Source organism: Paraburkholderia sp. UCT31 (assembly GCF_014397655.1).
Classification (GTDB): domain Bacteria; phylum Pseudomonadota; class Gammaproteobacteria; order Burkholderiales; family Burkholderiaceae; genus Paraburkholderia; species Paraburkholderia tuberum.
On sequence record NZ_VZQP01000003.1, the window covers coordinates 209,578 to 232,661 of the forward strand.

Consider the following 23,084-nt stretch of genomic DNA (forward strand, 5'->3'; position numbering starts at 1 on the left):
AAATCGCGGGCGAAGCTGTCGCTGAAATGGATGGCCCGGAGCTTGCTTGAGAGGACGGAGAAAAGTCTGGCAAGGTACCAGGCTTTCCAGGAGGGAGACAATGCGCGATGACGTTCACCGGGCCGTGGCTCAGACTGCCATACGGTCCAATGACTTTCCCGTGCCGGCAATTCAGAAAGCGCACGAACGCTCCGAAACGTTTGGTCTGTGCGCGTCGGCGCGGCCGGAATACGAGGTTCTTTCGAACGCGGGTCTCGTGCTCAAACGCGAGCAGAACCGGGTGTTGTGCGCGCATGCGATGCCGGTGATGGAGTCGCTGCACGAGCAGATCGCCGACACGCAAAGCATGATCGTGCTGACCAATGCCGAAGGGCTGATCCTGCATTCGATCGGCGACGACGACTTCCTCGCGCGCGCGGAGAAAGTCGCGCTGCGGCCCGGCGCGAACTGGGCCGAGGACCGCCAGGGCACCAATGCGATCGGTACGGCGCTGGCCGAGCGCTGCGCGATGGTCGTGCACGGCGACCAGCACTACCTGGCGGCAAACCGCTTCCTGACCTGCTCGAGCGTGCCGATTCTCGATCCGTATGGCGACGCGATCGGGGTGCTCGACGTGACGGGCGACTACCGCAGCTACCATCAGCACACGATGGCGCTCGCCAAAATGTCGGTGCAGATGATCGAGAATCATCTCTTTACGACCACCTTTCACGAAACGCTGCAAGTGTCCTTCCATAGTCGTCCGGAGTTTCTGGGCACGCTGATGGAAGGCATCGTGGCGTTCACGAGCGACGGACGCTTTCTGTCGGCCAATCGCAGTGCCCAGTTCCAGCTCGGCATGTCGCTCGCCGGGCTGCGCGCGCATACGCTGTCGTCACTGTTCCAGGCCACGAGCGCGCAACTGATCGATCGCGCGCGCGTGAGCCTCGACCCGCACCTGATGCTCAACCTGAGCAGCGGCGCGGTTGTCTGCGCGCGCGTGCAGTTCAGGCGGGCGTCGCTGGCCGAGGGCAGCCGCCCGGTCGCCGTGCACGACGGCGCCCGCGCGGTGGCGCGCGAGGAGCCGCCGCAGGCGGCCGCCGGACTCTCGCGTCTGAGCTATCTCGACACGGGTGACCCGCAGGTCGCCGCGGTCGTTGCGAAGCTCAGGAGGGTGATCGGCAAGGACATTCCGATCCTGATCAATGGGGAGACCGGCACGGGCAAGGAACTGCTCGCGCAGGCGATCCACAACGATTCGCCGCGCTGCGCCGGGCCGTTCATGGCGGTCAACTGTGCTTCGATTCCCGAGACGCTGATCGAATCCGAGCTGTTCGGCTACGAGGAGGGCGCATTCACCGGGGCGCGGCGCAAAGGCGCGATCGGCAAGCTGCTGCAGGCAAACGGCGGCACGCTGTTTCTCGACGAGATCGGCGACATGCCGTACTCGCTGCAAGTGCGGCTGCTGCGCGTGCTGCAGGAACGCGTCGTCAACCCGCTCGGCTCGACGAGGAGCATTGCGGTGGACGTCGCGATCATCTGCGCGACGCACCGGGACTTGCGCGAGATGATCGCGCAAAACCGCTTCCGCGAGGATCTCTACTACCGGCTCAATGGCCTCGTGGTGCGTCTGCCGCGGCTGCGCGACCGTACCGACCTCGCGGTCGTGATCCAGAAGATGTTGCTGCGCGAATCGATCGCCAGCGCGAGCGGACGGCCGCTTCACGTCGCACCCGATGTCATGGCGATGTTCGAGCGCTGTCCATGGCCGGGCAACTTCAGGCAGCTTGGCAACCTGCTGCGCACCGCGGCGGCCATGGTCGACGCGGACGGCGAGATCCGGCGCGAGCATTTGCCCGATGACTTCTTCGATGATCTGCGCTGCGGCGTTTCGTCGAGCGGCGCGGCGGATACGCCGGGCTCGGGCAATGCGTTCGCGCCGGAGTGCGCGCGCCTGCAGGACGTGACCGTGTCGGTGATTGCCGCCGCGCTCGCGCGGCATGGCGGCAACGTTTCGGCGGCCGCGCGCGAGCTCGGCGTGTCGCGCAACACGATCTATCGCAAGATGCCCGCGGTCGAGCCGGATCGTGAGGTGGACGACTTCTGAACCCACCGCGCCGCTTTCATCAGCACTTCTGTTTCGCCCACGTGCTGTCACACCGTTGTTGCCTCCCGCAGCAGTGGTGCTCCAAAAATCAACACTGCCCATCTCCCGAACGCGTCGTATGGCGACGCGTTTGTCCCGCTTACGTCAGCGAATTGACGATGTCGGTGCCCATACCCAGGCGAAGGCTTGTGCGCGAGCCAAACGAGCCTCGCGTGGCGACATCGGCATGTCCTTTGCTTTGAAGGGAACGGCCGCGCATCGAGTGCGGTTCTTCCGTCCCATCGCAAACAAGGAGACATGCCATGCAATGGATCACCCCGTGGTACGCCGAGGTGCGTTTCGGCTTTGAAGTCACGATGTATATCGCCAATCGCTGAGCGGGCTGCGGCGTACCGCCCGCAGTGCCGTAGTGGCGCCGCGGGCGGCGCTCGCAACGCCGGGCACGCCCGAGGCGCAGCAGCGCGCGCTCGATATCCTGCGGTTCAAACTCGATATTCTCTGGTCGATCCTCGATGCGCTCGAAAAGGCCTGGCCCCTATGAACACGCGTGACGCGGATAGCGGCGTGCCGCTGCGCCCCCGCCTGCGGAGCGTCTTCCGCCTGCAGTGGGAAGTGGCGCAGGACGCCTACGTGCTGCTCTATCCCGAAGGGATGGTGAAGCTCAACACTAGCGCCGGCGCGATCCTCGCGCGTTGCGACGGAGAACACGAGCTCGACGACATCATCGGCGAACTCGAACGGCTTTTCAGCACGTCTGAACTTGCACCCGACGTCTACCGCTTTCTCGATCACGCGCGGCTGCGCGGCTGGCTAGACTGACCTGGCCCACGACCATCCCGGTCCTTCCGTGCCTGGCGGTTTGGTCAGCCAGATCAGCGGAATGATCGCGATAAAGATCACCGCCGATAACCAGAAAATGTCGTTTAAGCCCAGCATCGAGGCCGCCACGCAAAAATCGCCGATGCCAGCGGTATAGATCGGACCGCGCAAAACAAAAAAACCTCGCTGGTATGGCAATTTCCACAACACATTGGCGCCGGTGAGGACACCGGCGACCATGGATCATGAAGTAAGCGGAGGAAGGCGCGTCGAATGCCGACGCGACCGTCAAAGACGGCGCGCGTGCTTCGCCGATCTGACGCTCATTGCCGCGGATGATGTTTGCGAGCCGATTGCCGCGCGTCAGCAAACATTTTGCGAACGTTGCACAATACGGCTTGGAGACACCAGCCGGAATTGGCCAGTCGTTGGCCGCCACGCCCGGCCGCCATCAATCCGCCATTAGTCAGTCAATCATGCCAACAGCAGAGGTTGAGAGTCTGCCCAGTCAACTGCCGGGAATGCTACCGCGATTATGGGCGTTCTCGCTGCGCCTGTGCGGCAACCAGCACGACGCCGAGGATCTCGTCCAGCGGGCCTGTGTCCGCGGACTCGAACGCGCCCATCAATTGCAGCCAGGCACTTCTCCTCTGAGCTGGATGTTTTCGATCGTTCATTCCACCTGGATCAACGAGCTGAGAGCGCGCAACGTGCGCAACCGCTCGAGCATGGAATGGGACGACGATTTTCTGCAGACCGTTGCTGATCCCGATGCGCGCACGCCGGAAGAGAACCTGCTGAATGGCGAGATCATCGCGGCCGTCAACCGTCTGCCCGAGGCACAACGGACCGTCATGCTGCTCGTGGCCGTCGAGGGCCTGAGTTACGCCGAGGCCGCCAAGGCGCTCGACGTGCCGATCGGCACGATCATGAGCCGCCTGTCCCGCGCGCGGCAGACCCTTGGGGCGCAATTCGGTAATCGTGAAGCCACGGCGGCGCGCTCATCCAGCAGCGAGCGAGAAGTGTGATGACGATCGACGACACCACCCTGTTAGCGTACGTCGACGGAGAATTGCCGCCCGACAAACGCGCACATGTCGAGAGCGCGATCGGCAAGTCGGACGACGTGGCATCGCGCCTGTCGATGCTGCGGGCCTCGCAATTGCCGTACGCGGAAGCGTTCAGCCAGCAGGCTTTGCCGCCGGTACCGGAGACGTTGCGCCGCAAAGTCGACGAACTGATTCGACAGCATCTGGCAGGTGCGTCGGCACAAGGCGCGGTCAATGCCGCCGACGCAATCGATACCGCGACCAGCGGTGAGTCATCGATCCCGTCCGGTGGCAATGTGCATCGGCTGAAGCCGCGCGCATCATTGCCGTGGCTGGCGGTGGCGTTCGTCGCGGGCGTGTTCTCCTGCGGCATCGCGTTCCGTCTGTTGCCGCAACTGACCGGCGGCGGCGCCATCACGACGGCATCGAATGATCCGGGCGTGTCGCCGTGGATCGCGGCGGCGGCCGGCTATCAGCAGCTTTACACACGCGACACCGTCGCCTCGTTGCAACCCGACATGCGCGCGACCGCCGCCACCGCGGCCAATATTCGTCAATACGACAATCTGGCGTTGCAGATTCCCGACCTGCGCAGTCAAGGGCTCTCGTTCAAGCGCGTGCAGCGCCTGAGATTTCGTGGCAAACCGCTCGTGCAGATCGTCTACTTGCCGGAGCATGGCGGCCCCGTCGCGTTATGCGTGCTGAAAGAAGCGAAGGCCGACGCGGCGCCCGCGCGCGATCGCGTCGGCGGCATGGACGTGGTGGCGTGGCGGCGCGGCCAACTCGGTTATGCGCTGATCGGCGAGCACGGCGGCGTCGATCTCGAAGCACTCGGCAAACGCCTTTACGACGGCCAGGTGTCGACCACCATCGGCCGCACGGACGCGCATGACGATGCCCGGTCGGGCTGATCACCAGCGAGGCCATGGCTTGCTGCTGCGCTGGCTCGCGGTTTTCGCGGCGCCTATGTTACTGCTGGCGCTGTTCGTCTGGTGCGCCGGATGGTTCCCGCCGCGCCTGACTTCGCAGCGGATCGTCGATGCATTCGAAGCGACGACGACGCCGCACCCGGGCTTCCGGCGCAACCACGCGAAGGGCATCTGCATCACCGGACACTTCGACAGCAACGGCAACGGCGCGTCGGTATCGCGCGCAAGCGTGTTCGAACGCGGCAGCTACGCCGTCGTCGGGCGACTGTCGAGGCCCGGCGGCAATCCGCAACAAGACGACGGCGAAGCCCTGGTGCGCAGCTTCGCGTTGCTGATCGCGCTGCCGCGCGGCGAGCAATGGCGTCTCGCGATGAATTCGACGCCGATTTTCGCGGTGCGCACGCCGCAGGCGCTATTCGAACAGCTTCAGGCGGAAGCGCTGGATCCGCACACCGGTCAGGCGAACCCCGCAAAAATGCAGGCGTTTCTCGACGGCCATCCTGAGGCCCGCGCGTTTCTCGAATGGGTCCGCTTGCACCCGCCATCGTCCCGCTTCGACAACGCGGCCTATTTCGGTATCAGTTCGTTCCAGACTACGGATGCGCAGGGCGCGAAGCGTTTCGTGCGTTGGGAGGTGGTGCCGGACAGTCCCTGGCGTCCTGTCGAAGCACGCGCGCAAAGCGATCCAGACTTTCTGTCGCACGCTCTGATGACGCAACTCGCGAAGGGGCCATTGCGCTGGCATCTGGTGCTGAACGTCGCGATGCCCGGCGATCCGATCGACGACTCGACGCGGCAATGGATCGACTCACCGCAACGCGAGCGGGTCGACGTGGGCACGATCGTCATCGATCGCGCGCAGGCGCAGATCGATGGTCCCTGTCGCGACATCACGTTCAATCCGACCATCCTGCCCGATGGCATCGCGCCATCCGCCGATCCGTTGCTGGCCGCGCGGTCGTCGACGTATAGCGTATCGTTCAATCGCCGAACTCGGGAGGAGGCCGTTGCCGGATCGAATGGTCATTGAATGTCGTCTCTACCGCGAGGTTTCGGGAGCGACGCCTGAGAAAACGGTTGGCAATCGCAAGTCCTGGCCAGTGATCCACGCTTCATCCGCGCGCTGCGTACGACCTGCGAACAACGCGCAACTACGGTTATCATAGAATTTGATGACGAACGGGCGGTGCCCGCCTGCGCCTTGCAGGCGAATGCTGATCGCGCTCAACCTCCTTTAAGCCTATCGTCCTATGAGACCCGACGACAGTAAATTGATCGCGTATGTCGATGGCGAACTCGACCCGTCCGAGGCGGCATCGATCGAAAAGGAACTCGCCGTTTCGCCTGAGTTGCAGGAGAGCGTCGATTTGCTGCGCGCGTCGCAGCTCCCTTATCGCGAGGCGTTTGCAACGCAGAAGCTACCGCCTTTACCGGGCGAATTGCAGCGCCGTATCGAAGCAATGGCGAGCGCCGCACAGCGCGACGAATCGAATCACGCATCCCATCAGCCGATACCCGCAAGAAAGCCGCAAACGCGGCTGTGGCTTGCCGCGGCATTTGTCGCCGGCGCGTTTTGCGCGGGCCTCGCGATGCGGCTCGGACCTGCATGGCTGGGCGTGCCCGGCAGTGGCGGCGCGATTGTCGCGTCGAACGACGCGACGTCGTGGATCCATGCAGCGGTGGGCTATCAACGGCTCTATACACGCGATACCGTTGCCGACATCACGCCCGACCTCGGCGCGTCGGCGAAGACCGTCACGGCGATCCGGTACGTCGACGGCATTGCATTGCGTGTGCCGGATTTGCGGGAGGCGGGGCTGTCGTTCAAGGCAGTCGCGCGCCTGCGCTTCAACGACAAGCCGCTGGTCCAGATCGTCTATCTGCCCGACCACGGCGCGCCGGTTGCGCTGTGTGTGATGAAGGACGCGCGACCGGACCAGGCGATCGCGCAACGGCAGTTGAACGGCATGACCGTCGTATCGTGGCGGCAGAACGATCTTGTCTATGCGCTGATCGGCAAACCGGACTCAACCGATCTCCAGTCGATCGCACAGCGGATCTCGAACAGGAGCGTGGACGCGTTGTTCGCGCTTAACGATGCGCCTGATGCGAAGCCGAGGGATGCGCGTACATGAGCGCGGCGCGATCTGATCGCAGTGCGGGCCATTCCGCGTGACGGCGTTCGGAGTCAAGATCTGCCGGTTTTTGCGTGACGGGGTATGACAGGAGAGTCGTAGTGAAACGAAACGATGACCTCGCTGGTCGTTGTTTCGCTCTATTCAGTAAACGGTGAGCCGTGAGCCGTGAGCCGTGATTCGTAATCGAGGTCATAGTCACAAACGATTGGTCGCAACAGTGGTTTTTGGATAAAGATGCCCTGCGCACGCGTTAGGACAAAATCGAAATGGAGCGGCGCTGCCTTTGGCAATTCTGCAAGTATCCGCGTTCAAGCCGTTGACGAACTCCATGCAACGGTCCCAGATAAAGAGGTGGCGTCAGATCCGCCAAACCTCTGCTCGGCGAAGAGACCAATCAATCGGTCCAGAGAAATTCTGTCTGGCCTTGTTCCTGATGTGACCGGTGTTACGACGTGACCCTCAAGCGGCACGTCGAGCCGTCGTTCAAGGGCTCTACTCGAAATTGGCCACTCAACCATGTCCACCACTGTCGTTGAGAGTTTGTCGGATCTTTTACCCGGAATGCTGCCCAGATTGTGGGCTTTCTCGTTGCGCCTGTCCGGCAATCAGCACGACGCCGAAGACCTGCTGCAACGTTCGTGCGTACGCGGACTCGAACGGGCGCGTCAACTGCAGCCCGGCACGGCGCCGCTCAGCTGGATGTTCTCGATCATCCATTCCACGTGGCTCAACGAATTGCGGGCACGCAGCGTACGAGGCCGGGCGAGTGTCGAGTGGGATGACGCATTGCTAGCCGTCTCCGATCCTGCCGCGCGTTCTCCCGAAGATGTGCTGCTGAGCCGTGAGATCATCGCCGCCGTCGGGCGCTTGCCCGAGGCTCAGCGCGTGGTGATGCTGCTCGTCGCGTTCGAAGGATTGAGTTACGCCGAAGCCGCGCAGGTGCTCGATGTTCCGATCGGCACGATCATGAGCCGCCTGTCGCGCGCGCGGCAAAGCATTGGCGCGCGCTTCGACAGCGGCGCGGGACCGGCCGCACGTTCGGCTCCGCCTCGGGTCGAAGTCGGGCGATGACGATCGACGACGCCGACCTGCTTGCTTATGTCGATTGTACGTTGGCTCACGCGCGCGCGGCCGACATAGAGCGAGCGATGCACGAGTCCGTCGATATTGCGAATCGCGTGATATGGCTGATGGCATCGAAGTTTCCATACACTGAGATCGTTGGCCGGCAAAGCTTGCCCGCATTGCCGGTAGCGCTGCGGTTACGGATCGATCGCCTGATCGCGGCCGCCTGACGATCGATCGGCGGCGCGAGCCGGGAGATTCAGGGTGGCGGGTCGTCGAAGGCACGCAAAAAAGCCTCGCGATCCACCGACGCCGGCAGCGCGTCGGCCAGTCGCGCACGGAAGGTCGCTGCGTCCGCGCCACGCGCGGCCCGCTCGGCGATCACGTGTGCGAACGGTCCGACGTGCGATGCGAGCCGCCGCGCAGCGGCCTCGACGTGCTCGGCATCGAGCGGCATGCACGCCGCGGATGTCGATTCGATGGGCAGCGCACCGCGCTTCCAGTCATCGCCCGAAGCGATCACGTGCTGCTTGAGCAGCGTATCGAACTCACGACGAGCGGCGTCGTTGGACAAATGGCGCGCAAGCTGAGCCGCCAGTGTTTGCGAGTCAGTCGCATGCGACGCGGCGCGCCGCACGAGCAGCGAGGCAATGGGGCCGACGTGGCTGGCGAGCCGTTGCTCCAGTTGGGCCAGAAACTCGGGTGGCCAGTCTGGTCTGGCAGCCCCCGCCGCTGGCGCAAGCGCCTGGCGCAACGGCTGCGCGCGCACGACGGTATGGTCGGGATCGAGCCGCGCCATGAACGAGTCGTGCAGCGTCAACAAGGCGTTGCGCCAGCTTTGCGCGGACGCATAGCGGTCGTCCGGCCGTTTGGCGAGCGCCTTCAGCACCATGCCATCGAGTTCGGCGGGCAGGCTTGTGACATGCGTCGATGGGGGCGGCGGCATCTCATTCATCACCTGATGCATCACGGCGGCTGGCGCGCCGCTAAACGGGCATTGCCCGCTCAGCATCTCGTACAGAACGACGCCGGCGGAAAACAGGTCGCTGCGTGCGTCGATCTCCGCGCCTGCATACTGCTCCGGCGACATGTAGCTTGGCGTGCCGATCATCATGCCGGCCTGCGTCAGGCGTCCTGTATCGAGCTGTGCGATGCCGAAGTCGGTCACCTTGCATTCGCCGCGCGGCGCGATCAGCAGGTTGGCGGGCTTGATGTCGCGATGGATCACGCCGAGTTCGTGCGCATAAGCGAGTGCATCGAGCAGTTGCGCGAACCACGTGAGCGCATCGAGCAACGGCATCATGCTGCCATCGCGGGCGTGCTGCGCGAGCCGTTGCGCGAGGTTCTCGCCGCGTACGTATTCGAGCGCGATGAACGCGACGCCTTGCGCCTCGCCATAGTCGAACACGCCGACGATATGCGGATGCACGAGACGGCCGGCAGCGCGCGCTTCGTTGAGAAAGCGTGCGGTCAGCTCCGCACCGGATGGCTCCGCCGTGCCTTGTCCGTCGTTCAGTGACGGGGTGCGAATCGTTTTTAGCGCCACCTCGCGCTGGATATGCGGATCGGTCGCGAGATAGACCGTGCCCATCGCGCCGCGACCGAGCACCCGTTCGACCCGATAGCGGCCGATCTGTCGCGGAGTCGCGCCGGTTCGGGAAGTCATGGAGTCGTCCACGATGTGTGCGGCACGCTTACGCCTGGCGCTCTTCGATCATCTCGAACGCTGCGACGAGGCTCGTGCGCATCCGTCCGAACGACACCGCGAGCGACGCTATTTCATCGCTGCCGCCGGCCGGCAGTTCGACGTCGCCGAGTTTGCCGAGACTCACCTCGTCCGCGGCGCGCGACAACATCTGCAAACGCCGCGTGACGAGGAAGTGCACCATTGCGTTCAGCACGACGAGCACCACCGCGAATACAGCGGTCAGTGAGACCATCAGGCTGCGCCATACCGCACGGCCGCGCGCGATCGACTCCGACATCGGCACCGACACGAACTCTGCGCCGATCACGTCGTTCATGGTCCAGCCGAAACCGTTGGCCGGCCCGTACTTGTCGATCATCGTGTGCGGCGCCGCGGACGGCGTGCTGTGACATTGCATGCACGCGGCGTCGGTAATGCGGCTCGGATGGGCGAGAAACAGCAACTGCTCGCCGCCCGGCGTATGACGCTGTCCGGTGGCCTGTTTCAATTCCGGATGGTCGTGCAGATGAGCGATCACTTCGCTTTCCCAGTCGCTTGGCCGGTCGCGCGGGTTGGTCGGATTGAGCATCGCCGACTTGTACGAGAAGTTCGGAAACGCGCTCTGCAACGAGTTCAGCATTTCGATGGCCGAGTACGCCGGCACCGACTCGGGCACGAACGAATATTTGATCTGCGTCGCGAGCAGCGGCGTGATGTGTTGCGCCGTGTAGTTCTGCATCGCGCTGGCGGCGTTCAGAAGCACGTCCGCATCGTGACGCGTTTCGTCGAGCGCCTGCTGTTGCAACACACGATCCGCGACGAATCCGATGGCGGTCAGTCCGATCGCGAAGATCGCGATGAACACGAGATTGAACTTGATGGCGAGTGACAGCTTCATGGGCGAACCGGAGCGGATGGGTAAGCGGAACGGTAGACGGAACCGGTCTGGATTGCGGGGCTCCGTATCACGGCACGCGGTGGCGGCGGAAAGACCAGCGCATGCCAGTCCGGCAAATCGCGAATGCGCTGCACGACTGCGCGGCGAAACGCGGGATCGGTCAGGCGCGCGCGAAAGCGTGAAGAGAAACGCGTCGATGGATCCCTGCGCACCGCGAGTTCGCTGTCGAGCCAGTCCGATACGTCGTCGTAAGCGACCGGTCGGATGCTGCCCGGCGGCTCGTTGCGTGGATGGGCCGGCATCGGCAGCACACGCAACGCGTCGCGGAATGTAACGGGCATCGCGGCGACGAAAGCGGGATCAGGGCCTGCTGTCACGGCAATCGTGTCGCTCGCCGCGGGATGCATGGCGAAGCGATGCGCATCGAGCTTGAGCGGCGCAACATTGCCGTGCGAAGCGCCGATGCCGAGAATGCTGGCCGCGCCGCTCTCACAGAACACTGCGTCGCGGTCTTGCGCGTGCGCGATCTGCTCATTGGCACTCCGATAATTCGTTGCCGTTGCCGCGATGACCAGCACGGTATCGTTCGCGGGCGTGAATCGCGTGCGCGCGGTGTCGATCACAGGCGCGGCGCAATTCGCCGTGTTTGCGTCGCACGCGTGCAGCACCTTCAGCCAGCCCCCGAGCACCGCGATATGCCCGTCGCGCATCAGCATCACGCGAGTGCCATGACCCAGCGCGACGCTATTGCCCGCGTCGTCCTGGATCTGCACGCCTGCGCTCGTCGGCGTTTCGACCATATCGTCAAGCGCAAAGCGCTGCCCGACATCTGCCTGATAACGCCCCGTCTCATGAATGACGGTGGCGGGCGCATCGGCCTGCACGAGCGTCCACGCCGCATTGGCATTGGGTGCAAGCAGCAGCAAGGCGAACGGTACAGACCGCTTGAAAAGTCCGAAGATCATCCGGATGAGCCTGGTTGAGCGTTTCAATTGGCGAAGCGCGGTGAATACGGCGCGTTATATCGCGCGAGTATCAACAGAACAGCCGGCTCGCGGGTTTATTCCAGGGTTTCGATGATCACAAACTCGCCTTCGCGTGTCCCATATGGTGAGCCTGTCTCTGCGTGACGCACGCACGAAAAGATCCAGTCCACGACACAACGGAATATCTGCCCGGCTGGGCTGTTCTGATTTGCGCAGACGGCGGCGAGTGTGATCTGGAACATGAACGCAACAGTTTCGACAGACGTGGAATAGATCGCGATGCTGCGCTGTTCTGGGTGCATGGACGACGCGTCTGCAACGCGGCAAGTCGAGTGCAGGCTCGTAAGACGCATCGCCGGATTCACGAAACCCTACGGATACCAGAGGAAATCAGCGCATGGCAACGAGACAGAGCAGTCAGAAATTCATCGCGCGCAATCGCGCGCCACGCGTACAGATCGAGTACGACGTGGAGCTGTACGGCGCGCAGAAAAAAGTGCAGATCCCGTTCGTGATGGGTGTGATGTCGGATCTGTCAGGCGCCAATGCCGGCGATCTTCCGCCGCTCGAAGCGCGCAAGGCGGTGGAAGTGGACGTCGATAACTTCGACAGCCGCATGCAGTCGATGAAGCCGCGGGTGAACTTCAGCGTGCCCAACACGCTGACGGGCGAAGGCAATCTGGCGGTCGATATCACCTTCGAAGGCATGGACGATTTTTCGCCCGCCGAAGTGGCGCGCAAGGTCGACTCGCTCGCGAAGCTGCTCGAGGCGCGCACGCAGCTCGCCAACCTCGGCACTTATCTCGATGGCAAGTCGGGCGCGGAGAAGCTGATCGCGCAGGCGATCAAGGATCCCGCCTTGCTGCAATCGCTGGGCGCGGCGCCGAAAGCCGCCGACACCGAACCCGCACAGGAGTGAGCGCGATCATGGAAAGCCAGAATCAGATCGAGCAAGACGTCGAGGGTGCATTGAGCGGCACCGACGATTTCGCCGCGCTGCTCAACAGGGAGTTCAAGCCGAAGAACGAGCGCGCGAAGCAGGAAGTCGAATCGGCCGTGCGTACGCTCGCTGCACAGGTGCTGCAGGATTCGCACATCGTTTCGGATGACTTGACGCAAACCATCAACGCGTATGTCGCCGAGATCGACCGCAAGCTCAGCGAGCAGTTGAACCAGATCATGCACCACGCGGACTTTCAGAAGCTGGAAGGCGCATGGCGAGGGCTGCACCATCTCGTTACCAACACCGAAACGGATCCGATGCTGAAGATCCGGGTGGTGAACATATCGAAGAAGGAACTCGCAAAAAATCTCAAGCGCTTCAAAGGCGTTGCATGGGACCAGAGCCCTGTATTCAAGCGCATCTATGAAGAAGAATATGGTCAGCTGGGCGGCGAACCGTATGGCTGCCTCATCGGCGATTACTACTTCGATCACGGTCCGCAGGACGTCGAACTGCTACGCGGCATTTCGCAGGTCGCCGCCGCCGCGCATGCGCCGTTCATCTCGGCGGCGGATTCGACGTTGCTCGGCATGGAAGGCTGGAACGAGCTGGCCAATCCGCGCGATCTGTCGATGATCTTCACGACGCCGGACTACGCGGGCTGGCGTTCGCTTCGCGAAATGGACGACGCCCGCTATCTCGCGCTGACGATGCCGCGCACGCTTGCACGCCTGCCGTACGGCGCGAAGACCGACCCAGTCGACGGGTTCGACTTCGAAGAAGACACCGAAGGCGCGGATTCATCGAAGTACACATGGCAGAACGCTGCGTATGCGATGGCGGTAAACATCAACCGTTCGTTCAAGTACTACGGATGGTGCACGCGGATTCGCGGCGTCGAGTCGGGAGGAGCGGTCGACAGTCTGCCGGTGCATACCTTCCCGAGCGACGACGGTGGCGTCGACATGAAGTGCCCGACCGAGATCGCGATCACCGATCGGCGCTCGGCCGAACTCGACAAGATGGGGTTGATGCCGCTCGTGCATCGCAAGAATTCGGACATCGCGGCATTCATCGGCGCGCAATCGGTCGCGAAGCCGGAAGAGTACGACGATCCGGCCGCCACGGCGAATTCGAATCTGTCGGCACGTTTGCCATACATGTTCGCGTGCTGCCGTTTCGCGCACTACCTCAAATGCATCGTGCGCGACAAGATCGGCTCATTCAGCACGCGCGAGCAGATGGAGAGCTGGCTGTCGAACTGGGTCATGAATTATGTCGATGGCGATCCGGTGAATTCCAGCGAGGAAACCAAGGCCCGCAAGCCGCTCGCTGCCGCGCAAGTCGTCGTCGAGGACGTCGAAGGCAATCCCGGCTACTACACCTCGAAGTTCTTCCTGAAGCCGCACTACCAGCTCGAAGGACTCACCGTATCGCTGCGGCTCGTCTCGCGACTGCCTTCCGCGCAGGCGGCCTGAGGCTTTCTGCTGCATCTCACCTTGCAGGTAATCGTCCGGAGCGGCAGCGTTCCGGTCCTGATCGTTCGCCGCTACGGCGAGCGCATTCTTTGGCTCACAAATAGAGGTCACTATGGCATTCGACATGCATCTGAAATTCGGCTCCGGAGCGGTCACGATCCAGGGCGCTTCCAATCACTCGAAGCACAAGAACCAGGTTCCGATCATCGCGTGGTCGTGGGGCGCCAGCAATACCGGCAATCTGCACACGGGTGCGGGCTATGCATCGGGCGGCAAGGCCAACATTCAGGACATCACCGTCACGAAGTACATCGACAGTTGCTCGAACGCGTTGCTAAACGCTTGCTGCACGGGCGCGCGCGTCGACAACGCCTATCTGTACGTCACCAACGCAACGGGTCAGCAGACCGACTTCCTGACCATCGAGCTGAGCGAAGGGGTGCTGGTCACGTCGGTATCCACGGGCGGCAGCGGTGGCGACGAACGACTCACCGAGAACATCACGTTGCATTTCGGGAAGTTCAAGTACTCGTTCCAGCCGCAGGACGATGAAGGCAAGGCAAACGGCGGCACCAAGGATTTCACATTCGATATCCAGCAGGTCACCAAGCAGTAAGCAGGCGGCGATACCGGTCTTTTCGCCCGCTTTCTTTCATTGAATGGAGCACATCCAGTGACACTTTCTTCAGTCGATGTCAAACCTGAAAAGCTGCTCGCGGACGGTCATTTGAACGACGCGTTGCAAGCGTTGGCCGCGAAAGTGAAAAACTCGCCGGCGGACGCGACGCTGCGCGTGTTTCTGTTTCAGTTGCTTGCGTTGCGGGGTGACTGGGAGCGTGCCGGAACCCAGTTGACCGTGGCGGGCGAACTGGAACGACAAAACGCGTTGATGGTCGCCGCCTACCGCGCGGCACTGGTCGGCGAACGCGAACGCGAAGCCGTGCTGGCCGCCCTGCGTAACCCGGCAACGGTCGGCGAGCGGTCGGAATGGGAGCGCTTGCTGTTGCAGTCGCTGCAACAACTGTGCGGCGGACGGATCGCCGAAGCGCTCGCATTGCGCGCGCGAGCCTTCGACGAAGCGGAAACGGTGCGCGGCAGCATCGACGGCGTGCCGTTCAAATGGATCGCCGACGCCGACCCGCGTTTCGGGCCGTGCCTCGAAGTGATCCTGAAGGACAGTTATGCGTGGGTGCCGTTCTCGCGCGTCGCTGCGCTGTCTTTCGATGCGCCCACTGATCTGCGCGACAAGATCTGGGCGCCGGTGCGAATCACCTGGAAGAGCGGTGATGAGGCGATCGGTTTCGTGCCTTGCCGCTATTGCGGCAGCGAGCGAGGTGAAGACGTCGCGCTCGCGCTGGCAAAGCGTACGGCGTGGACCGATCTCGGCGACGGCTGTTTCGTCGGCGTTGGTCAGCGCATGCTGATCACCGACGTCGACGAATATCCTTTGCTCGACGTGCGCTCGATCACGTTCGAAACAGCTTGAGGGGGCGCACGTCATGGCAGAACTGATCCCCCAGGAGCGTCTGCAGCCGTCGCTGCTCGATCGTCTCACCGATTTCGATCCTGCGCGGCGCGAGGAGAGCCGGGAGCAGCGCGTCATTACGGCCGCGCGTTTGCGCGAATACGTGACACGCGATATCGCGTGGCTGCTCAACTGCACGCGGCACTGGAGCAGCGACGAGCTGACCGGATTCGCGCAGGTGGGTAATTCCGTACTGAATTTCGGCATCCCCGATCTTGCGGGTGCGGCGTTATCGGGTATCGATGTCGAGCTGTTGCAGAACCGGATCCGTTCGGCGCTGCTCGACTTCGAACCCCGTCTGATCGCCAGCACTGTTCAGGTGAGCGTCGAGGTCGACGAAGCGCGCATGGGCAGCCGTTCGCTGCGTTTCCTGATCGAAGCCGACATGTGGGCGAACCCGATGCCGCTTTCTCTCTATCTTCGCACCGACGTCGATCTCGAGACCGGCGTGTTTCACGTGTCGCAACACTTCGGCTGATCGTCATGGACCCACGACACTTGCGCTATTACAACCGCGAGCTGCAACACGTCCGCGAGATGGGCGCGGAGTTTGCGAGCGAGTATCCGAAGATTGCCGGCCGTCTCGGCATGGAAGGTCTCGATTGCGCTGACCCGTACGTCGAACGGTTGCTCGAAGGCTTCGCGTTTCTGGCGGCGCGCGTGCAAATGAAGCTTGATGCGCAGTATCCGGTGTTCACGCAGCATCTTCTGGAGATGATCTACCCGCATTACCTGACGCCGATTCCGTCGATGGCGGTCGTGCAGTTGTATCCGGATCAAGCCGAAGACCTTCCTGCCACCGGACACCCGGTCGCGCGGCACACGGTGTTGCGCAGTCTCACCGGCTTCGGCGAGCGCACGGCGTGCGAATACCGCACCGCGCACGACGTGACGCTGTGGCCGCTCGCGATCACCGAGGCGAGATACCTGGACACACCCGCGGCGCTTGCCGCCGCTGACCTCGTGCCGCCGCCGTCGAAAGCCGGGCAGGTCCGCGCGGGTTTGCGCCTGAAGTTCGCAACGCTTTGCGGCGTGCCGGCGAACACGCTCGCGCTCGACAGCCTGCCGGTTTATCTCGCCGGCGCCGACGATCTGCCGCGATGGCTCTACGAGCAACTGATGGCCAACCGCATCGGCTATACGGTGCGCGCAACCGCGCCGGATGGGCAAACCATCGAGACACAGCATGACGCGTCGGCGCTGCGCGCCAAAGGCTTCGACGAAGAGGACGCGATACTGCCCTACGGTGGCCGTTCGTTCAGCGGTTACCGGCTGTTACAGGAGTATTTCGCGTGTCCGGAGCGTTTCCTGTTTGCCGAGTTCACGGAGCTGCGCCCGCTGCTCGCACGTTCGCGGGGCAACGAGTTCGAGATCGTGGTGTGGCTCGAGCGCAGCGTGACGCGCCTGCACAACGCGATCGATGCAGCCAACTTCCGCCTGTTCTGCGCGCCGGCAATCAATCTGTTCGAGCGCCGCGCGGACCGTATTCATGTGCAGCAGGGCGACACCGAGTATCACGTGCTCGGCGACCACACCCGGCCGATGGATTTCGAAGTGCATAGCGTGCTGGAAGTGCAGGGCTACGGCGATCGCCAGGAGCCGGAGCAAAGCTTCCTGCCGTTCTATGACAGCACCGCTCGCACATGGCACGGCGGGCAGGCGGCCTTCTACACGCTGCGCCGCGAGGCGCGGCTGGTCTCGAGCCGCCAGAAGCAACGCGGCGCACGCTCGAGCTACGTCGGCAGCGAAACGTTTATCGCGCTCGTGGATGCCAACGACGCGCCCTATGCGACCACGCTGCGCCAGTTAGGACTGCGGCTGCTGTGCACGAATCGCGATTTGCCGCTGCATATGCCGGTGGGCAAGTCGTACACCGATTTCACGCTCGATACCGACGCGCCCGTGTCGTCGATCCGCTGTGTGGCTGGACCGACCCGGCCACGCGCGCCGACCGCGACCGGCGAATCCGCGTGGCGGCTAATCAGCCACCTGCAGTTGAACTATCTGTCACTGCTCGACGAGGAAGGCGAAACGGGCGCGGCGGCGCTGCGCGAAATGCTCGGCCTGTATCACGACGAGTTCGACGCCGCGACGCGACGGCAGATCGAAGGCATCAAGCATGTCGCGGCGAAGCCCATCACGCGTCGCGTGCCGGTGCCCGGGCCGATCACGTATGGCCGCGGGCTCGAGATTACGCTGAGCTGCGACGATGCCGCTTTTGAAGGCAGCGGCGCATTTCTGCTCGCGTCGGTATTGCAGCATTTCTTTGCGCGCTATGTCTCGCTGAATTCGTTTGCCGAGACGGTGTTGCGCACGCTCGAACGAAACGAGGTGGCCCGATGGCCCGCGAATCCCGGCAAGCGCCCGATCCTGTAGTGCTCGAAGCCGCGTTGCGCGCGAGCCCGGAAGATTTCGAGTTCTTCGAGGCAATGCGCCGTCTCGAATGCGCGTATCCGCAACGGCCGCGGTTCGGTCATTCGACCAGGCCGGCCGAAGATCCTGTGCGTCTCGCCCATGCCGCGGCACTGGAATTTCCGTCGCGCAGCATCGCGCGTTTCGAGGCGGGAAAGGCCGGCCGGCCGGCGCGGCTGGTTGGGCTGTTTCTCGGTTTGTTCGGACCGAACGGGCCGCTGCCGTTGCACCTCACCGAATACGCCGTCGATCGGGAGCGGAACGCGAAAGACCCGACGTTCGTCGCGTTTGCCGACGTGTTTCATCACCGGATGCTGAGCCTCTTCTATCGCGCGTGGGCCGATGCGCAGCCCACCGTGCAGCTGGACCGTCCGGAACAGGATCGGTTTCGCACCTATGTCGGCGCGCTGATCGGCATCGCCACGCCGCACCTCGACGGACGCGACGCGCTGCCCGATCAGTACAAGCGCTTTTTCGCCGGGCGTCTGGTGCCGCAAGCGCGCAATGCCGAAGGACTCAGGCGTTTTCTCGAGCACTTCTTCGGTGTGCCGGTGCGCGTGCTCGAGTTCGTCGCCGGGTGGATGCAATTGCCTCGGGACGCGCGTTTGCATATGGGCAAGAGCATGGCCTCGATGGGCCGCGACGCATTGCTCGGCACGCATGTGCGCGGCGCGCAGCAGCGCTTCCGGCTGCGCGTGGGGCCGCTGACCCGCAACGAGTTCAACCGTTTTTTGCCGGGCGGCGACACGCTCCTGCAACTGGTGGCGGCGGTCAAGTTGTATGTGGGCGAAGAGAAGGGCTGGGACGTGCAGCTCGTGCTGAAGAAAGAAGAAGTGCCGCTGACGCATCTGGGTCAGGCGGCCCGCATGGGCTTCAACACGTGGATGGGCCGCTATGCGCAGCACAACGATGCCGACCAGGTCGTGTTGAGCCCGGCCGAGTGAAGTCCGGCGTACGCATGTCCGGGCATCTTTCAACTGAACTGGCGACTGCTTCGCGGCCGCCTCTGGTCATACAGGATTGGAATCATGGCTGAAATAAGTCGTGGCGCCTTGTTCGGCAAGCTCAACGCGCTGGCCTATCGGGGTATCGAAAGCGCTACCGTGTTCTGCAGGCTACGCGGCAACCCGTACGTCGAACTGGCGCACTGGATTCATCAGATCCTGCAGCTGCAGGATTCGGATCTGCATCGCATCGTCAGGTATTTCGGCCTGGATCCGTCGCACCTTGCACGCGACGTCACGGTCGCACTCGAACGTTTGCCGCGCGGCAGTACGAGCATCTCCGATCTGTCGGCCGAGGTGGAAGAAGCGGTCGAGCGCGGCTGGGTATTCGCTACGCTGCTGTTCGGCGAATCCCAGGTGCGCACCGGCTATCTGATCGTCGGCCTGTTGCGTACGCGACACTTGCGCCACGCATTGCTCGATGTCTCGGGGGAATTCGACAAGCTACGCGCCGAGACGTTGGCCGACGACTTCGCCGGCATCGTCGAAGGCTCGCCGGAAGACGGCCAGCTTGCCACCGACGGGTTTCGTGCCGGCGCGGTTGCGTCCGGCGCGGTTGCGCCGGGCGAGAGCAGCGGTGCGATGGCGCCCGCGCAGATGGGCAGGCAACAGGCGTTGCAGCAGTTCACGGTCGATCTGACCGCGCAGGCGCGCGACGGCAAGATCGACCCGGTGGTCGGCCGCGACGCCGAGATTCGCCAATTGGTCGACGTACTGATGCGCCGGCGCCAGAACAACCCCATGCTGGTCGGCGAAGCGGGTGTCGGCAAGACGGCTGTGGTGGAGGGGTTCGCACTGCGCATTGCGCGTGCCGACGTGCCGCCGCCATTGCGCAACGTGCAGGTATGTGCGCTCGATATCGGCCTGTTGCAGGCCGGCGCGAGCATGAAGGGCGAGTTCGAAAACCGCCTGCGTCAGGTGATCGACGAAGTGCAGTCTTCGCGCAAGCCGATCGTCCTGTTCATCGACGAAGCGCATACGCTGGTGGGCGCGGGCGGTACGGCGGGCACCGGCGACGCGGCGAACCTGCTCAAGCCCGCGCTCGCGCGCGGCAATCTGCGCACGATCGGCGCGACCACCTGGGCCGAATACCGCAAGCACATCGAGAAGGATCCGGCGCTGACGCGACGTTTCCAGCCCGTGCAGGTGGACGAACCGAGCGAAGAGAAGACCATCCTGATGATGCGCGGTACCGCGAGCGTGATGGAGCAGCATCATCGTGTGCAGATTCTCGACGAAGCGCTCGAAGCTGCCGTCAAGTTGTCGCATCGCTATATTCCCGCGCGTCAGTTGCCGGACAAGGCCGTGAGCCTGCTCGATACCGCGTGCGCGCGTGTCGCGATCAGCCAGCACGCGGTGCCGGCGAAAATCGACGACACACTCAAGCGGATCGAGGCGCTGGAGACCGAGCAGACGATCATCGCGCGCGAGAAAAGCGTCGGCATGGAGGTGGAGGCTCGCGAGTCGCTGGCTGCAGCGACGCTCGAAGCGGAACGGCTGCGTTTGCAGCAGTTCGAAGCCGCGTGGGACCACGAGAAATCGCTGGTCCAGCAGATTCTGGCGTTGCGCGCGCGGCTAGGAGGCGAGGCCGCGCCGGGCGAGAGCGCCGGCAGTGCGCGGGAACCGATTGCGCACGGCGACGCGAAGTCCGACGCATCGACGAACTCGTTCGCGCCGCCGGCGCTCGACGATGACACGAGGGCAGAGGTGCTTGCCGAGTTGAAACAACTGCAGGCGCAGCTCGCCGAGCGGCAGGGCGAAAACCCGCTGATCCTGGCGAATGTCGACTACCAGGCGGTCGCGTCGGTTGTCGCTGACTGGACCGGCATTCCGGTCGGGCGCATGGTCCGTGGCGAACTGCGGACCGTGATGAATCTCGCCGACCTGATGTGCGAGCGCGTCGTCGGTCAGGACCACGCGATGGAGATGATCGCCAGGCGCATCCAGACATCGCGCGCCGGTCTCGACAACCCCAACCGTCCGATCGGCGTGTTCATGCTCGCCGGCACGTCGGGCGTCGGCAAGACCGAGACCGCGCTGGCGCTCGCCGAGGCGCTATACGGCGGCGAGCACAACCTGATCACGATCAACATGAGCGAGTTTCAGGAAGCGCACACGGTTTCGACGCTGAAGGGCGCGCCGCCAGGCTATGTCGGTTATGGCGAAGGCGGAGTGCTGACCGAGGCCGTGCGGCGTAAGCCGTATTCGGTGGTGCTGCTCGACGAAGTGGAGAAAGCGCATCCCGATGTCCACGAAATCTTCTTTCAGGTGTTCGACAAGGGCGTGATGGATGACGGTGAAGGCCGCTCGATCAACTTCAGGAACACCTTGATCCTGCTGACCACGAACGTCGGCACGGATCTGATCGCCGGCCTGTGCCAGGACCCGGAGCTGATGCCGGATGCGCAGGGCCTCGCCAAAGCGCTGCGCGAACCGTTGCTCGAGGTGTTTCCCCCCGCGCTGCTAGGCCGGCTCGTGCCGATCCCTTACTTCCCGCTCAGTGGCGCGATGCTCGCGAAGATCGTGAGACTGCAACTGGACCGCATCAAGCGGCGTATCGAGGATCGCTATCGCGTGCCGCTCGACTATGACGACGCCGTGGCGCAACTGGTCGTGAGTCGCTGCACGGAGAGCGAATCGGGTGGCCGGATGATCGATGCGATTCTGACCAACACGATGTTGCCTGCGATCAGCCGCGAGTTTCTCGCACGCATGATCGACGGCGTCGCGATCGAGCGGGTTGGCGTGAGCGTCGAGGACGGCGATTTTGCGTATCGCTTCGACGAGTGTGCGCCGCTCATCACCGCGATTCCCGGCATTCCTGATTAGTGTGACCGGGGCGCCACACGCTGAGGCGGTCGAAAGAAATTGACCTTTACGAGGAGTTCAAAACGTGAAAGCTATTCCAAAGATAATTCATATTATCTGGATTGGCGGCGATGTCCCGCAACGAAACCGCGATTGCATCATAACGTTTCCAAGGTTGAACCCCGATTGGGAGGTGAATCTCTGGATTGACGCCAATCAGTTACTGACAGGCGAACGTCGCCGCCAGATCAGCGTACAACACAATGCCAGCACTACGCCGAACCAATGGGATGAGGTGGCTCAACGTTTGGGTAAGGACGGGGGCGATTCGGCAACGATGAGATATCTGAATCAGTATCTGAACATGCGCGGCGAGGATTTGCATGGAATGCGGGGCCGCCAGGTCAACTCGATCATAAACTTCTGCGAGCAGAACAGGATCAAGCTGCGCGAGGTGCAGCATGATTTGAAGATGGGTAAGAACTCGACGATTTACCGACGCGAATTGGTCAATCGCGGAGCCAACTTCGGTTCGGCCAGCGATATTCTGCGAATCGAGATTCTTCTTCAGCATGGCGGTCTCTATGTCGATACCGACGTCAGCTGCGTCAGTCCCTTGGGGGAAATCATCTGCCACCAGTCTTACCCGCGATTCTCCGCCGTGCATTCCGCCTGGTATCACGGAATAAGCGAGAGCGACTGGGTGAATCCAAACTGGTGGGAACAGCACGTCAGAGACGACCAGACGCCATCGATCAGCAACTCAATCATCGCGAGTCACGCTGGCAGCGGTGGCTTGAAGTCCTACAAATCGCTCATACACAGCAACTTCAGATCGATCAGGAACAGCGATGCTCTGCGAACAGAATATATGAATGACGTCCGCACGAGCACGATCAGAATGACGGGACCAAAGGCAGCAGCGGAGAGTTCAGGCTTCAAAAAGGTCCGGGACAAAATGTTCGAGGAGCAAGTCCGCTCTGAGACCTCGGATCAGAAACTGCAGAACAATCTATTCATGCGAGATAACTGGTACTTCCCCATGCACAAGGTCAAGGACAGTTACTTTCACGATTGGCTTGGCGTATGAGTTCTTCGAGCGAATCCGGGATCACGGCAATATCGGGTTGATCCATAACACGCAGGACGACCGTCCCGTGGTCGCGAACGACCCGGTGGACAATTCGCGGCAACTGGTCAATAAGGGTTCGGATCCGCTCACTCAGGAGACCTATAAGGAGACCTATATCAAATTCA

At 62.9% G+C, this 23,084-nt stretch carries 23 protein-coding genes and 1 pseudogene; 19 read left to right on the top strand and 5 right to left on the bottom strand.

Annotated features, from left to right (window positions below):
- The first annotated feature begins 100 nt into the window (after window positions 1-100).
- From F6X40_RS03295 to pqqD, 4 genes and pseudogenes are all read left to right on the top strand, one after another.
- Entirely contained in the window at window positions 101-2,086 is a 1,986-nt protein-coding gene (locus tag F6X40_RS03295) for a sigma-54-dependent Fis family transcriptional regulator (protein WP_187626802.1), read from the top strand.
- 302 nt (window positions 2,087-2,388) lie between these two features.
- Window positions 2,389-2,463: a pyrroloquinoline quinone precursor peptide PqqA gene (gene pqqA / locus F6X40_RS43440; RefSeq protein WP_187626843.1), complete on the top strand. Its 75-nt coding sequence runs from the start codon at window positions 2,389-2,391 to the stop codon at window positions 2,461-2,463.
- Between the two features lie 65 nt (window positions 2,464-2,528).
- Window positions 2,529-2,627, top strand: a pseudogene (locus F6X40_RS03305) (pyrroloquinoline quinone biosynthesis protein C); the annotation flags it as partial.
- Window positions 2,624-2,905 (top strand): pyrroloquinoline quinone biosynthesis peptide chaperone PqqD, encoded by a 282-nt coding sequence (pqqD, locus tag F6X40_RS03310; protein ID WP_187626803.1) that lies wholly within the window; start codon window positions 2,624-2,626, stop codon window positions 2,903-2,905. The pseudogene F6X40_RS03305 and the gene pqqD, both read left to right, overlap by 4 nt.
- Here pqqD and F6X40_RS03315 read toward each other — a convergent pair.
- Window positions 2,897-3,145, bottom strand: coding sequence for a hypothetical protein (locus tag F6X40_RS03315; protein ID WP_187626847.1), 249 nt, complete (start codon window positions 3,143-3,145; stop codon window positions 2,897-2,899). The genes pqqD and F6X40_RS03315 overlap by 9 nt on opposite strands.
- 236 nt (window positions 3,146-3,381) lie before the next feature.
- Here F6X40_RS03315 and F6X40_RS03320 point away from each other — a divergent pair, with 236 nt between their 5' ends.
- The 6 genes from F6X40_RS03320 to F6X40_RS03345 all read left to right on the top strand — a co-directional run bounded on the left by F6X40_RS03320 (window position 3,382) and on the right by F6X40_RS03345 (window position 8,316).
- Window positions 3,382-3,933, top strand: a complete 552-nt coding sequence (locus F6X40_RS03320; RefSeq protein ID WP_187626844.1) for an RNA polymerase sigma factor — start codon at window positions 3,382-3,384, stop codon at window positions 3,931-3,933.
- Complete coding sequence (locus tag F6X40_RS03325; protein WP_187626804.1) at window positions 3,933-4,865, top strand: anti-sigma factor; 933 nt, start codon at window positions 3,933-3,935, stop codon at window positions 4,863-4,865. The genes F6X40_RS03320 and F6X40_RS03325 overlap by 1 nt, the downstream gene beginning before the upstream one ends.
- The gene (locus F6X40_RS03330; RefSeq protein ID WP_187618854.1) at window positions 4,849-5,913 is read left to right on the top strand and encodes a catalase family peroxidase; all 1,065 of its coding nucleotides are present in this window, start codon (window positions 4,849-4,851) and stop codon (window positions 5,911-5,913) included. The genes F6X40_RS03325 and F6X40_RS03330 overlap by 17 nt, the downstream gene beginning before the upstream one ends.
- A 220-nt stretch (window positions 5,914-6,133) precedes the next feature.
- The gene (locus F6X40_RS03335; RefSeq protein WP_187626805.1) at window positions 6,134-7,018 is read left to right on the top strand and encodes an anti-sigma factor family protein; all 885 of its coding nucleotides are present in this window, start codon (window positions 6,134-6,136) and stop codon (window positions 7,016-7,018) included.
- Window positions 7,019-7,537: 519 nt separating this feature from the next.
- Window positions 7,538-8,092 carry an RNA polymerase sigma factor gene (locus F6X40_RS03340; RefSeq protein WP_187626806.1) on the top strand — a complete coding sequence of 185 codons (555 nt, stop codon included), beginning with the start codon at window positions 7,538-7,540 and terminating at the stop codon, window positions 8,090-8,092.
- On the top strand, window positions 8,089-8,316 hold the full coding sequence (locus F6X40_RS03345; protein ID WP_187626807.1) for a hypothetical protein: 228 nt from the start codon (window positions 8,089-8,091) through the stop codon (window positions 8,314-8,316). Before F6X40_RS03340 ends, F6X40_RS03345 begins: the two co-directional genes overlap by 4 nt.
- 29 nt (window positions 8,317-8,345) lie before the next feature.
- Here the strand turns inward: F6X40_RS03345 and F6X40_RS03350 are convergent, their stop codons facing one another.
- From F6X40_RS03350 to F6X40_RS41800, 4 genes are all read right to left on the bottom strand, one after another.
- Window positions 8,346-9,752: a serine/threonine-protein kinase gene (locus F6X40_RS03350; RefSeq protein ID WP_187626808.1), complete on the bottom strand. Its 1,407-nt coding sequence runs from the start codon at window positions 9,750-9,752 to the stop codon at window positions 8,346-8,348.
- A gap of 28 nt (window positions 9,753-9,780) precedes the next feature.
- Window positions 9,781-10,671, bottom strand: coding sequence for a DUF3365 domain-containing protein (locus F6X40_RS03355; RefSeq protein WP_184064128.1), 891 nt, complete (start codon window positions 10,669-10,671; stop codon window positions 9,781-9,783).
- The gene (locus F6X40_RS03360) at window positions 10,668-11,636 is read right to left on the bottom strand and encodes a hypothetical protein (RefSeq protein ID WP_187626809.1); all 969 of its coding nucleotides are present in this window, start codon (window positions 11,634-11,636) and stop codon (window positions 10,668-10,670) included. Before F6X40_RS03360 ends, F6X40_RS03355 begins: the two co-directional genes overlap by 4 nt.
- Before the next feature lie 95 nt (window positions 11,637-11,731).
- The gene (locus tag F6X40_RS41800; protein ID WP_184029557.1) at window positions 11,732-11,959 is read right to left on the bottom strand and encodes a hypothetical protein; all 228 of its coding nucleotides are present in this window, start codon (window positions 11,957-11,959) and stop codon (window positions 11,732-11,734) included.
- A 95-nt stretch (window positions 11,960-12,054) separates the two neighbouring features.
- Here F6X40_RS41800 and tssB point away from each other — a divergent pair, with 95 nt between their 5' ends.
- The 9 genes from tssB to F6X40_RS03405 all read left to right on the top strand — a co-directional run bounded on the left by tssB (window position 12,055) and on the right by F6X40_RS03405 (window position 22,917).
- Window positions 12,055-12,576, top strand: coding sequence for a type VI secretion system contractile sheath small subunit (gene tssB, locus F6X40_RS03365; RefSeq protein ID WP_184064122.1), 522 nt, complete (start codon window positions 12,055-12,057; stop codon window positions 12,574-12,576).
- Between the two features lie 8 nt (window positions 12,577-12,584).
- Window positions 12,585-14,078, top strand: coding sequence for a type VI secretion system contractile sheath large subunit (tssC, locus tag F6X40_RS03370; RefSeq protein WP_184064118.1), 1,494 nt, complete (start codon window positions 12,585-12,587; stop codon window positions 14,076-14,078).
- Between the two features lie 112 nt (window positions 14,079-14,190).
- Entirely contained in the window at window positions 14,191-14,694 is a 504-nt protein-coding gene (locus F6X40_RS03375; protein ID WP_090804249.1) for an Hcp family type VI secretion system effector, read from the top strand.
- Window positions 14,695-14,751: 57 nt separating this feature from the next.
- Window positions 14,752-15,564: a type VI secretion system accessory protein TagJ gene (locus tag F6X40_RS03380; protein ID WP_187626810.1), complete on the top strand. Its 813-nt coding sequence runs from the start codon at window positions 14,752-14,754 to the stop codon at window positions 15,562-15,564.
- 13 nt (window positions 15,565-15,577) lie between these two features.
- Window positions 15,578-16,081: a type VI secretion system baseplate subunit TssE gene (gene tssE, locus F6X40_RS03385; RefSeq protein WP_187626811.1), complete on the top strand. Its 504-nt coding sequence runs from the start codon at window positions 15,578-15,580 to the stop codon at window positions 16,079-16,081.
- Window positions 16,082-16,086: 5 nt separating this feature from the next.
- Window positions 16,087-17,979 (top strand): type VI secretion system baseplate subunit TssF, encoded by a 1,893-nt coding sequence (tssF, locus tag F6X40_RS03390; protein WP_187626812.1) that lies wholly within the window; start codon window positions 16,087-16,089, stop codon window positions 17,977-17,979.
- Window positions 17,943-18,959 (top strand): type VI secretion system baseplate subunit TssG, encoded by a 1,017-nt coding sequence (tssG, locus tag F6X40_RS03395; protein WP_187626813.1) that lies wholly within the window; start codon window positions 17,943-17,945, stop codon window positions 18,957-18,959. The genes tssF and tssG overlap by 37 nt, the downstream gene beginning before the upstream one ends.
- 84 nt (window positions 18,960-19,043) lie before the next feature.
- Window positions 19,044-21,848 carry a type VI secretion system ATPase TssH gene (gene tssH, locus F6X40_RS03400; protein WP_187626814.1) on the top strand — a complete coding sequence of 935 codons (2,805 nt, stop codon included), beginning with the start codon at window positions 19,044-19,046 and terminating at the stop codon, window positions 21,846-21,848.
- Window positions 21,849-21,912: 64 nt separating this feature from the next.
- Window positions 21,913-22,917, top strand: a complete 1,005-nt coding sequence (locus F6X40_RS03405) for a TcdA/TcdB catalytic glycosyltransferase domain-containing protein (RefSeq protein WP_187626815.1) — start codon at window positions 21,913-21,915, stop codon at window positions 22,915-22,917.
- The last annotated feature ends 167 nt before the right edge of the window (window positions 22,918-23,084 follow it).

Bases quoted from the DNA above. Each gene is read 5' to 3' on its own strand.
- F6X40_RS03295 (WP_187626802.1), top strand. From the start codon at position 101: ATGCGCGATGACGTTCACCGGGCCGTGGCTCAGACTGCCATACGGTCC.
- pqqD (WP_187626803.1), top strand. From the start codon at position 2,624: ATGAACACGCGTGACGCGGATAGCGGCGTGCCGCTGCGCCCCCGCCTG.
- F6X40_RS03315 (WP_187626847.1), bottom strand. From the start codon at position 3,145: ATGGTCGCCGGTGTCCTCACCGGCGCCAATGTGTTGTGGAAATTGCCA.
- F6X40_RS03320 (WP_187626844.1), top strand. From the start codon at position 3,382: ATGCCAACAGCAGAGGTTGAGAGTCTGCCCAGTCAACTGCCGGGAATG.
- F6X40_RS03325 (WP_187626804.1), top strand. From the start codon at position 3,933: ATGACGATCGACGACACCACCCTGTTAGCGTACGTCGACGGAGAATTG.
- F6X40_RS03330 (WP_187618854.1), top strand. From the start codon at position 4,849: ATGCCCGGTCGGGCTGATCACCAGCGAGGCCATGGCTTGCTGCTGCGC.
- F6X40_RS03335 (WP_187626805.1), top strand. From the start codon at position 6,134: ATGAGACCCGACGACAGTAAATTGATCGCGTATGTCGATGGCGAACTC.
- F6X40_RS03340 (WP_187626806.1), top strand. From the start codon at position 7,538: ATGTCCACCACTGTCGTTGAGAGTTTGTCGGATCTTTTACCCGGAATG.
- F6X40_RS03345 (WP_187626807.1), top strand. From the start codon at position 8,089: ATGACGATCGACGACGCCGACCTGCTTGCTTATGTCGATTGTACGTTG.
- F6X40_RS03350 (WP_187626808.1), bottom strand. From the start codon at position 9,752: ATGACTTCCCGAACCGGCGCGACTCCGCGACAGATCGGCCGCTATCGG.
- F6X40_RS03355 (WP_184064128.1), bottom strand. From the start codon at position 10,671: ATGAAGCTGTCACTCGCCATCAAGTTCAATCTCGTGTTCATCGCGATC.
- F6X40_RS03360 (WP_187626809.1), bottom strand. From the start codon at position 11,636: ATGATCTTCGGACTTTTCAAGCGGTCTGTACCGTTCGCCTTGCTGCTG.
- F6X40_RS41800 (WP_184029557.1), bottom strand. From the start codon at position 11,959: ATGCACCCAGAACAGCGCAGCATCGCGATCTATTCCACGTCTGTCGAA.
- tssB (WP_184064122.1), top strand. From the start codon at position 12,055: ATGGCAACGAGACAGAGCAGTCAGAAATTCATCGCGCGCAATCGCGCG.
- tssC (WP_184064118.1), top strand. From the start codon at position 12,585: ATGGAAAGCCAGAATCAGATCGAGCAAGACGTCGAGGGTGCATTGAGC.
- F6X40_RS03375 (WP_090804249.1), top strand. From the start codon at position 14,191: ATGGCATTCGACATGCATCTGAAATTCGGCTCCGGAGCGGTCACGATC.
- tssE (WP_187626811.1), top strand. From the start codon at position 15,578: ATGGCAGAACTGATCCCCCAGGAGCGTCTGCAGCCGTCGCTGCTCGAT.
- tssF (WP_187626812.1), top strand. From the start codon at position 16,087: ATGGACCCACGACACTTGCGCTATTACAACCGCGAGCTGCAACACGTC.
- tssG (WP_187626813.1), top strand. From the start codon at position 17,943: ATGGCCCGCGAATCCCGGCAAGCGCCCGATCCTGTAGTGCTCGAAGCC.
- tssH (WP_187626814.1), top strand. From the start codon at position 19,044: ATGGCTGAAATAAGTCGTGGCGCCTTGTTCGGCAAGCTCAACGCGCTG.